Source organism: Dendronalium phyllosphericum CENA369 (genome assembly GCF_016056275.1).
Taxonomy (GTDB): Bacteria; Cyanobacteriota; Cyanobacteriia; order Cyanobacteriales; family Nostocaceae; genus Dendronalium; species Dendronalium phyllosphericum.
The window spans coordinates 16514-26762 of sequence record NZ_JAECZA010000203.1 but is presented as its reverse complement, the minus strand read 5'-3'; the positions used below and the strand labels follow the sequence as shown (position 1 = coordinate 26762).

General features: G+C 44.1%; 8 protein-coding genes and 1 pseudogene. 5 read left to right on the top strand and 4 right to left on the bottom strand.

Annotated features, from left to right (window positions below):
- The 4 genes from I8752_RS22430 to I8752_RS37550 all read left to right on the top strand — a co-directional run.
- A partial coding sequence (locus I8752_RS22430; protein ID WP_214434474.1) for a transposase occupies window positions 1-255 on the top strand: 255 nt, incomplete at its 5' end.
- Window positions 256-377: 122 nt separating this feature from the next.
- Window positions 378-2147: a strawberry notch-like NTP hydrolase domain-containing protein gene (locus I8752_RS37555; protein WP_263985862.1), complete on the top strand. Its 1770-nt coding sequence runs from the start codon at window positions 378-380 to the stop codon at window positions 2145-2147.
- Window positions 2117-2383: a hypothetical protein gene (locus tag I8752_RS38130; protein ID WP_263985860.1), complete on the top strand. Its 267-nt coding sequence runs from the start codon at window positions 2117-2119 to the stop codon at window positions 2381-2383. Before I8752_RS37555 ends, I8752_RS38130 begins: the two co-directional genes overlap by 31 nt.
- A gap of 45 nt (window positions 2384-2428) precedes the next feature.
- Window positions 2429-3679 (top strand): strawberry notch C-terminal domain-containing protein, encoded by a 1251-nt coding sequence (locus tag I8752_RS37550; protein ID WP_225895839.1) that lies wholly within the window; start codon window positions 2429-2431, stop codon window positions 3677-3679.
- Here I8752_RS37550 and tnpC read toward each other — a convergent pair.
- The 4 genes and pseudogenes from tnpC to I8752_RS22405 all read right to left on the bottom strand — a co-directional run bounded on the left by tnpC (window position 3676) and on the right by I8752_RS22405 (window position 7809).
- A pseudogene (gene tnpC / locus I8752_RS22420) lies at window positions 3676-5149 on the bottom strand (IS66 family transposase). The gene I8752_RS37550 and the pseudogene tnpC overlap by 4 nt on opposite strands.
- A 56-nt stretch (window positions 5150-5205) precedes the next feature.
- Window positions 5206-5508: a hypothetical protein gene (locus tag I8752_RS22415; RefSeq protein ID WP_214434473.1), complete on the bottom strand. Its 303-nt coding sequence runs from the start codon at window positions 5506-5508 to the stop codon at window positions 5206-5208.
- Between the two features lie 88 nt (window positions 5509-5596).
- Window positions 5597-5881 carry a hypothetical protein gene (locus I8752_RS22410; protein WP_096539232.1) on the bottom strand — a complete coding sequence of 95 codons (285 nt, stop codon included), beginning with the start codon at window positions 5879-5881 and terminating at the stop codon, window positions 5597-5599.
- A 44-nt stretch (window positions 5882-5925) separates the two neighbouring features.
- Complete coding sequence (locus I8752_RS22405; RefSeq protein WP_225895838.1) at window positions 5926-7809, bottom strand: ArsA family ATPase; 1884 nt, start codon at window positions 7807-7809, stop codon at window positions 5926-5928.
- Between the two features lie 216 nt (window positions 7810-8025).
- Here I8752_RS22405 and I8752_RS22400 point away from each other — a divergent pair.
- On the top strand, window positions 8026-10249 hold a 2224-nt coding region (locus I8752_RS22400; protein ID WP_263985855.1), incomplete at its 3' end, for a WD40 repeat domain-containing protein.

The window sequence follows — 10249 nt, the reverse complement described above, 5'->3', positions numbered from 1 at the left end:
GTGGATGGTGGCTTTAACGGTGAGCCATTCATGCAGTGGGTGATGGACTTTTGCCGTTGGATTGTCCAAGTGGTGCTACGACCAGAACAAACCAAGGGATTCGTGTTGCTCAAAAAACGTTGGGTAGTGGAACGCACTTTCGGTTGGCTTATGGGGTGTCGGCGATTGGTTAGAGATTATCAGTTATTGCCCGAAACATCACAGACGTTTATCTACGTTGCCATGATCCGGATCATGGTCAGGCGATTGGCATAAAATTTGACCCATCAAAACTTTTCAAACACCCTCTAAAACAACTGCAACGCCTTGAGTCGCTTTGCCCCACACACAGCCGCCGGAGCGAGGAGCAAATTCAACTTCAACAATTCTCGACTCCATTGCCTCTGGCTTATTTAGTATCCTTAGCAGGGCAGATTACTCGCAATGACTTGATTCTTGAGCCAAGTGCCGGAACTGGGATTATCTGCGAATTTGGTCAACTCCAGGGCGCAAGTCTGATGATTAACGAATTGGCACAAGACAGAACTAAGATTCTAAGTCGGCTCTTTCCTCGCACACCACTATTTTCTGTGAACGCGGAACAAATTAACGATTATTTGGTAGGGCAAACCAAGCCCTCAGTCGTGCTGATGAATCCGCCGTTTTCGTCGTCGCCCAAGGTAAGCGATCGTAATCCCGATACCACACCCCGACACATTAACTCTGCACTACAAAGGCTGTGCGCCGGTGGACGGCTGGTAACAATCACAGCTAATTGTTTCTCTCCAGCTAACCCAAGCTGGCGAGAAACTTTTGTGAAGTGGCAAGAAAAAGCGCGAGTTTTAATGTCTGTAGGAGTCAGTGGTCAAGCTTACGCCAAGCACGGGACAACAATCGAAACCCGAATCACCGTTATTGATAAAGTCCCGGCATCTAAAAGAGGCGACATTCCTTGCATTCGAGAAACTCTGGAACTGCCTGAACTGCTGGCGTTGATTGGGCAATTGCCTGAGCGATCGCAGTGGAAAGCTGGAATTGTTAAAGCGGCGGCGAAGGTTGTTAAATTGCCCAAGCGTACTACAGTGACACAACCAGAACCATCCGCAGAAATTCCAGATGTGGTTGTTCTGGAATATGAGGTAGTCGAGTGGTCTGCCACCGATGGATTGAAAGATAGCCTTTATGAAACCTATCGCCCACAACGCCTTTTAATTAAGGATGCCCTACCCCATCCCTCGCTACTTTGCGAGAGTGCAGCACTAGCACTTGTCTCACCCCCGGTTCCTACATACAAACCTCACTTACCTAGCAATATTGTTTCACAAGGCTTGTTATCAGCAGCACAAATTGAAAGCGTGATTTACGCAGGGCAGGCTCACTCAGAATTTCTGTCTGGGTCTTATATTGTGGATGATTCATGGGATAATGTGACTGTTGCGGCTCAGGGCGAAGAAAATGCTGTCAGGTTCCGCCGTGGCTGGTTCTTAGGCGATGGGACGGGTTGCGGAAAAGGTAGACAAATTGCGGGAATCGTTTTAGATAATTGGTGTCAGGGCAGACGAAAAGCTATTTGGGTATCAAAAAGTGCCGCATTAATTGAAGACGCACGTAGAGACTGGTGTGCGCTAGGTGGTGCTGACAAAGACATCATCGATCTCTCGAACATCAAGCTGGGTGAGCCAATCCCATTCTCTCAAGGCATTTTGTTCTGCACGTACTCAACTCTACGCTCTCAAAAGAACGGTAAAAGCCGACTTAAGCAAATTGTTGAGTGGGCTCTTAAGGACTTTGAGGGTGCGATCGCTTTTGACGAGTGCCACAGTATGGGAAATGCAATGGCAGTTGAGGGGGCGCTCGGTATGGTTGCAGCATCAATGCAGGGTATTGTCGGACTGAGGCTGCAAAATGCTTTACCCAAGGCACGGATTGTCTACGTGTCAGCAACCGGAGCAACCAAAGTCTCAAACCTATCTTATGCGAATCGTCTCGGACTCTGGCAAACTGGAGATTTCCCGTTTACGAACCGTGAAGACTTTGTAGAATCTATCTCTGTTGGTGGAATTGCTGCAATGGAGGTTGTAGGCAGGGATTTAAAGGCTTTGGGCTTTATCTGGCGCGGAGTCTCTCGTTCGAGGGCGTGGAATATCAGACACTCGAAATCGAGTTAACGCCGACGCAAGAACGCATTTACAATAGTTACTCTGACGCTTTCGGTGTTATTCATAATAATTTAGAGAAGGCGTTAGAAGCTTGCAATATTTCCGGTGCAAAAACTTACAACCGTGCTGCTAAGATGTCAGCCAAGTCGCAGTTTGAATCCCACAAGCAACGATTCTTCAATCATCTGCTGACTGGTATGAAGTGTCCGCAGTTGATTAAAGCAATTGAACAGGATATTGCTTAGGGTCTTGCAGTTGTAATCCAGTTAGTTTCAACTAACGAAGAACTTTTGAAACGGCGACTTCATGAGGTTCCGTCCGAGGAATGGAAAGATTTGAATCTTGACCTAACTCCGCGTGAGTATGTTCTTGACTATCTCATCAGTGCGTTCCCAATTCACTTGCATGAGATCCACTCTCTCGAAGATGGTGATGAGCGTTCTGAGCCAATATTTGACGCAGACGGTTCCCCCGTAGTATCAACTGAAGCTGTAGCCTTGAGAGATGCCTTGGTTGACCGACTGGCCAGCCTTGACCCCATCCCCGGCGCACTTGAACAACTGCTGTGGCACTTCGGTCATAAACAAGTGGCTGAAGTTACTGGTCGTAGCAAGCGCGTTCTCAAAGATGATTCAGGACGCTTATTTGTCGATTCACGGGGTTCCGGCGCTAATATTGCCGAAACTGCTGCATTTATGCAGGGGGATAAGCAGATCCTCGTGTTCTCTGATGCTGGTGGCACAGGTAGAAGTTACCATGCCGATCTCAATGCTGTAAATCGTAGGCGGCGATCGCATTACTTGTTAGAGGCTGGTTGGCGCGCGGATAACGCCATACAGGGGCTTGGGCGCACTCACCGCACAAACCAAGCGTCTGCACCCGTGTTTAGACCAGTGACTACCAATGTCAGGGGCGAACGCCGATTCATCAGCACTATTGCTCGACGGCTGGACAGCTTGGGCGCACTCACTCGTGGTCAACGACAAACAGGTGGTAACGGCATATTTGAGGCTAAGGATAACCTAGAGTCACAGTATGCTGAACACGCGCTATACGAGTTGTTTAAGCAGATTTTCCAAGGTCGATTTCACGAAGTTCCACTCGGCACTTTCGAGCAAATGACAGGTTTATCGCTAACTTCTCACGAAGGCGGGATGAAAATCGACCTCCCACCTCTGCGTCAATTCCTCAACCGCTTGCTGGCTCTACGCATAGATATGCAAAACATCATTTTCGAGCGTTTTGAGTTATTGTTAAGCCAACAAATTGAAGCAGCCATCGCGGCTGGTGTTTACGAAGTTGGAGTAGAAACACTTCCGGCTGAACGCTTTAATGTTGAGAGCCAGGAAGCTGTATACACTCATCCTGCCACTAGTAGCATGACAAACTATCTCAAGATAGAACGTGCCCAGAAGAACAACATCAAAACTGCTGACGAGATGCTTGAGTTCGCCACTCAATATCAAGGACGGCTCATGGTGAATGAGAAGTCAGGTAATGCTGCTGTGTCAATTCCAACTCATGTAAGGATTCAGGTCTAATATTGCGGAAGCAAAGAAGGGCAAGACAGAGAATTATTAGAAACAGCCAATAGTGCTTGTACAAAAAAATCAATCACAGATCGGCCTTGACGACGACAGGTTTGCACCACCGTCAACAAATTGGCAGTGTGTTGAAACCGTTCCATTGAACGGGAGCCACCACTAACCTTACGTTTTGTGACAGCTAAACGCAGCGAGCGTTCAGCCTGATTATTATCAGGAGGAACTTCAGGATGGTCAAGGAAATACCACCATTGATGAGCTTGATCGCGCAAAGAACGTAAAAGCTGGCCTGCTGTTGCTCCGGCTAAGTTAATCCATTGATCAATAGAGGATTGCAACTTGGATTTGAAGTGGTTGACCCAATCGTTGTAATTGGTGGAGTTAAGAGTCTCAAACCATCGTCCATAATTTCTAAAGGCTTCATCAATTAAATCAACAAACACTTCACCAATAGCTTGGTTGTGAAGACCTGGAAGTTGAATTAATTTTTTGAAGTGACGGCGTAGATGCGCTAAACATTTTTGTTGGGCAAAAGCTTGATAGCCATTGTAAACACGCTCAATCGTCGCTGATAATTACGCCTTGATATTGGGTTCCTAAAATTGCTGATAATTCGGCTCTAGAGCGAGTATCAGCCGCAGTAAACAGGCAGAATTCAGAATTGGCAACTACCCACAACCATTCTTTGGTTCCTTTGACTGACCAAGGTGTTTCATCCACATGAATGTTAGGCTGCGTCTGTTTTACCCAATCGCTTAATTCACTAATGCTTGGTTCTATTGCCCCAGTAATTCGTTCATTAGTTGTTACTAACGTTCCTAACCCAATTTCAATTTGCCCCAATTCCCAAAGCATTTCCTGCTGTTTCTCATAGGGCATATGTGCATAATTATTTGCCCATCCTAAAAATGCCTGTAATTTCACTCCTAAATCTTGTCCTGGGATGATCTCTTCTGGCCAGGGGGAAGTTTGTAGCTGTCCACAGCACTCACACACACAGGTTTGGCGTTGATACTCAACTATTTCAATGGGGCATTCCACTAATTGCGCTACAGTGTGTTTCTCTACTTTTACGGGAGCAGGTGCAAATGCTTTGTGACCACAAAAGACACAATCCGTAGGACGCAAAATTTTATAACGATCTACTCTGCCAAAACCCTTACGAGTCTTACCTTGATGTCCCGGCTGCCCACCCGGTTTCTTCTTCGACTGATTTGATTGGTTTTCAGTAGGTGCTTTTTTATTTTCGCTCTTTTTCAAAATGTCAAGAGACGGTGGTTTCGACGAATTAGAGCTATCTAAATCCCTACTGACTTTTAAACGCTCTATTTCTTGCTGTAGTTCTACAATGATTTTCTGTAACTCACGTATTACCTTGCTTTGCTCAATAATTATCTCTACCAGTTCTTCTTTCGATAACTGGTTCAAGCTTTCTCGATCTAATTCTTGAGGCAGGTTCTGGTTCATATCTGTGATACTCTCCCTCAAGTGTTCCCTTTGTCAATACTCTGCCACCTGAATCCTTACCCACGTCCTTCTAGCCAACTATAATTATTAACTAAATTTGTAATAGCTTGCCGAATTGAGTCAGAGTTAAAATTACGTACTACAATATCTGGCAAGATAGCTACTTGTTTATCTATCCAATCAAGATTATTAATCTGGTTGTGGAGGTAATTTTCACTCCAGATATTAAGAGTAATCCGTGAACCATCAGGATAGCATATTATTACATTACAGAAGTCTTCATCTAAATTCTGCTTTTCCATTGCATCATATTCATCAAGCTCAACCCATATATCAAATTCCTTAATTGAAGCACTCATTTTATTTTTAAGTATTATTACAAAATCTGATTTAAGCCCCGACCACGCAAGGAAGTTGCAAAGAATAGGCAAGCTGAAATCTTAGTACTTAGTATTCCAATGTTATGGTGTTGAATTTTGGTGTATTGTCCTCTAAGTCAGTATTTGCTTGCTGATGGGTGATGTCTTCTTCAGCAATTATTTGACTATTTAAAATCGCAAGACGCTGCTGAATCTGATGTCGGCGTGCTTCGAGTTTCTGTAGTTCCTGCTCTAAACGCTCTTTTTCCAACATCATTTTGTAAGCATTTAAGTAAACTCTTGCTTGTGAACGTTGAGGAGGCATTGAGCTAAGTTTGGCTTGAATTTGTCCGCGGTTTGGAGTGCGATGCATAATAAATTTCTCTTTGGGTAGAAAGTATTTAGTCTAATTAGCTGTTAAAATAAACAGCCGGCGGCTGCTTGGATGCGTTCTAAAGGCTCAACTGAGCGAGGAAGCACTGGTAAGCGAACCGTTGTCAAACCTGGAAAATCGCAATTAACGATCGCTGTAGAAGTAAAGCGGTTGAGAACAAGGTAATTCTGGCTTACACCTATTTCTTGCAGAGATTTGAATAGGCGTTGTTGTTCGGCAAGTACGCTAGCTTGGTTAAGTGTAACCCCAATGAACTCTGCTTGCTGTGGGTCTTTTAGCACTTTTTGGGCTTTGACTACGCGCTGTCGCAAAGTTCGTAAACGTCCCATGAACTCTGTACGACCAAGAACATTTTGATACTTGATCCAGAGTTTGAAAATCCAAGCTAGCCAGTCTGACAGTGCAGTTGGCATTTCTAGAAAACGCAGAAGATGACCTGTAGGAGCAGTGTCTAAAATAATTAAGTCTTCTTCTTGTTGCTCTAGCAATTCCATTACTGTTAACAGGGAAAGCATTTCATCAATCCCTGGTAAAGCTTGACCGACTATTTTGCGCCAAGCAGCAGGAGCATAAGCCATTTCAATAGTTTCGCTTGTTTGGGTTTCGCCACTCATCATTTCGGCCAGTTCCCACAGGTAATCGCCTCTGAATTGCTCCAGAAGGCGATCGCTATCTACTTCCTGACCTCGAAGATTGGCAGTTATTTGATATGGTTCGTGTCCCAAACTCAGACCAAAGGCATCACCCAAGGAATGGGCTGGATCGATGGAAACCATACGAATTTTGCGATCGGGATGTTGTTGAGCCATAGCCCAACCAATGGCAGCTGCTACTGTAGTCTTGCCTACTCCACCTTTACCGCCAATTAATAACAGGCGACGACCTTGGGTGAGAAAATCTCCAAAGTTAGGAGGAATTGTTTCAGGCCATTGAACTGGGAGTAGATCGATAGGAAATAGCGGTTCCAGCTGAGGAACATGGATTTGGTCGATCAGATGGCTGAGGGCTACAATTCCCAAAGGCTCCCGATCTTGCTGTGGCACGATAAAAATCGGCTTGCCGTTAGCAAGATCCGTATACTGACCGATCAGCGGTTGTTGTTCTTGGTAACGATCGCGGTCAGTCGCACTGGCAAGAACTTGGTTGACAAACAATCCTCCGCAAGGAACCTGCATGGTTTGTAAGGCTTCTAGGAATCGTTTTGACTCCAGCCAACTCATTGGTTCGGCGATCGCAACTAACAAACAAGCTGTATGCTTAGGATCTTGAAGCAGACGACGACCTTGGGAAAGTTCAGCTTTCAGGGTTTGCAAAAATTCGTCAGCGCGATCGGGTTTGTAACTTCCAGCAAAGGTCTTGCTAATATACCGATGCTTTTCTTGAAAGAGTTCCAGAGAGTGGAGGAAAGTATCTAAAAAATCCATCAAGCCAAACAAGTTGAGAGTATGACCGCTAGGAGCCATATCTACTACTACTCGGTCTACCTGCTGTTCGTTGAGAAGGCGTTGGATCTCTAACAAACCCATCAACTCGTCCAGTCCCGGCCAGTTTAAATCCCAAACTGGAGACAAGTCTTCTCCCTCAACAAAACTACCCCGTTCCACTAAAAGTTCTAAAACCTGACCGTAACGTTCTTTAAACTTTTGTAGCAGAAGCTTTGCATCCAACGCCCTGACTTGTAGATTGGGTAGTTCCGCTATCGGACGAGGAATGTCATCAACGCTAACTTGTAAGACATCTCCAAGAGAGTGAGCCGGATCGGTTGAGATTAAAAGAATTTGCTCGTTGACAAATTTCTGCGCCCAACGATATGCAAAGGTGCAGGAGATTGTTGTTTTTCCGACTCCACCTTTGCCGCTAAACATAGCAAGGTGTAGGTTATCAAAAAGTTCCATCTCGTTTGTCATTTCGGGCGTTTTAGGATCAAGTTACTCCAAATTTAAAAAATTGACTTAAGTAATTTCGCTGAATAAAGCTATTTAAAATCTTAATTTTTAACCACTGGAGTCCCTGTGAAGCAAGAATCCCCGAATTTCTAATTCAGGGAGTGTCAAAAAGATTAGCTGAGGAACTATAACTGAGGGAAAGATTTGGCCAGGGGTGTCCAAAGGTAAGGAGATAAGATGGTTAACAGTTCTGAAGGCGATATAAATATTGGATGTCATGTCCAAGGTATTTCTGAATACAATTTTTTTTCTGACAGTCAGTCTGAGGACATTCATCGTCGTCCACTCAAAATAGACTCTCCCTACTTAGGATTAAAAACTTTTGAAATTAAAGATAAAGACAAATTTTTTGGTCGGGATAAGTGGATTGCTGAGATTAGCGATCGCTTAAAAAAAGATGATGCACTCTTGCTTTTAGGAGCCGCATACAGTGGCAAATCATCGTTGATTTTAGCAGGTTTAATTCCTTATTTAGGGTCTTATAAAAATTCATTAATTAATATCACTTTTCAGCCAGATGAAACTCCTTTTAAATCTCTTTATAAATGTCTTGCTGTTACTTATGGAAAACAATCTAAAATAGCTGATAGCTGTCGAGAAATAAGAAAAAATACCCTAATTAATATTGTCACATTACTCAAACAAAATTATGAGCGCGTTCTGATTTTTATTGACCGATTTGAAGAAATATTTACGAAAACTCAAAAGCCAGAACGCGACCAATTTGTTGCTAGTCTATTTCAATTGAGCCAGCAGCAGGATAGCTCTGTCAAAATTGTTTTAACAATGCGATCGGATTTTTTAGATAGATTTAGTGAGTATCCGCAACTTGCGAAGATTCACGATCGCTATAGTTGTATACTCACTAGGATGAGCGATGAGGAATTAAAGTTAGCGCTCGCTGAACCTGCTGCGAGACATGGCGTTACCTTTGAACCAGGACTAATTGAGCAAATTATTGATGATTTTCACCAACAAGGTGATTCTTTACCACTGCTGGAATACACTCTGGATTTACTGTGGAAAAGCGAAAATATTCAAAACCGGATTCTGAAAACAAAGACTTATCAAGAAGTAAAAGAGCAAATATTTAGTTATTTCAGCGAACAAGCTAATCAATTTATTAATCCTAGTGTTGGATGGCGCGATTCCCATTTGAGAGAAAAGGAACAAGAGATTCAAAAGTTAAACCTTGCACTGACTGAATTAAAACTGCGCGAACAATCCGCCAGGGTATTGAATTTACTGCCCGTCCAACCGCTAGAGGGTTTGGTGTTGGCAATTCAAACAATGGGTGAGAATTTAGAGAAAAACCCAAACCAGCTTCTAGCTCCTGTTTTGGGAAGCTTAAAGGAAGCAACGAACACACCCACAGAAGCAAATAGCTTGCGCGGACACGAGCAAGAGGTGAATTGTCTAGCTTTTAGTCCTGATGGCAAGTTTATTGCCAGTGGCAGTAGTGATTCTACGGTATGCTTGTGGAATATCATTGGCAATCCTACTGCTCAATTTTTGCTGGGACACGAGCAAGAGGTTAATTGTCTAGCCTTTAGTCCTGATAGCAAGTTTATTGTTAGTGGCAGTATTGACGGAATTTTGTGTTTATGGAATTTGCAAGGTAATCTGATTACTCTACCGTGGCAGGGACATGAGGAAGGAGTTATTGCCGTCGCCTTTAACTCAAATGGCGATTCTATTATCAGTGTTGGTTTTGACGGAACGGTGTGTTTGTGGGATTTACAAGGTAACGCCATTGCTCAACCTTGGCGCGGACACAAGGAAGGAGTTATTTCCGTTGCCTTTAGTCCAAATGGCGATTCCATTATCAGTGTTGGTTTTGACGGAACGGTGTGTTTGTGGGATTTACAAGGTAACACCATCACTCAACCCTGGCACAAACATGAGGCCAAAATTATTTGCGTCGCCTTTAGCCCCGATCGCAAGTTTATTATTAGTGGTAGTAGTGATTCTACAGTGCGGTTGTGGGACATTCAAGGTAATCCCGTCGGCCAACCTTGGCGCGGACATGAAGGAAGTGTAAATTCTGTCGCGTTTAGCCCTGATGGCAAGTTTATTGTTAGTGGTAGCTGCGATCGCACAATCCGCTTGTGGAATATCAATGGCAACCCCGTAACTCAACCTTGGCGCGGACATGAAGGACAGGTTAATTCCCTAGCCTTTAGCCCCGATGGCAAGCTGATTATCAGTGGTGGCGATAAAACTGTGCGTTTGTGGGAGCTAGATCAAATATTACAAGATCGGGTCATCGGGCGATCGCAGCGCAAATATGAGAATTGGGTCAATTCTATCGCTTTTAGTCCTGATGGCAAGTTGATTGTCAGCGCCAGCAATGATTCTACTGTGCGCTTGTGGGATATTCACGGCAATCCTATTGGTGAAC

Bases quoted from the DNA above. Each gene is read 5' to 3' on its own strand.
- I8752_RS22415 (WP_214434473.1), bottom strand. From the start codon at position 5,508: ATGAGTGCTTCAATTAAGGAATTTGATATATGGGTTGAGCTTGATGAA.
- I8752_RS22410 (WP_096539232.1), bottom strand. From the start codon at position 5,881: ATGCATCGCACTCCAAACCGCGGACAAATTCAAGCCAAACTTAGCTCA.
- I8752_RS22405 (WP_225895838.1), bottom strand. From the start codon at position 7,809: ATGACAAACGAGATGGAACTTTTTGATAACCTACACCTTGCTATGTTT.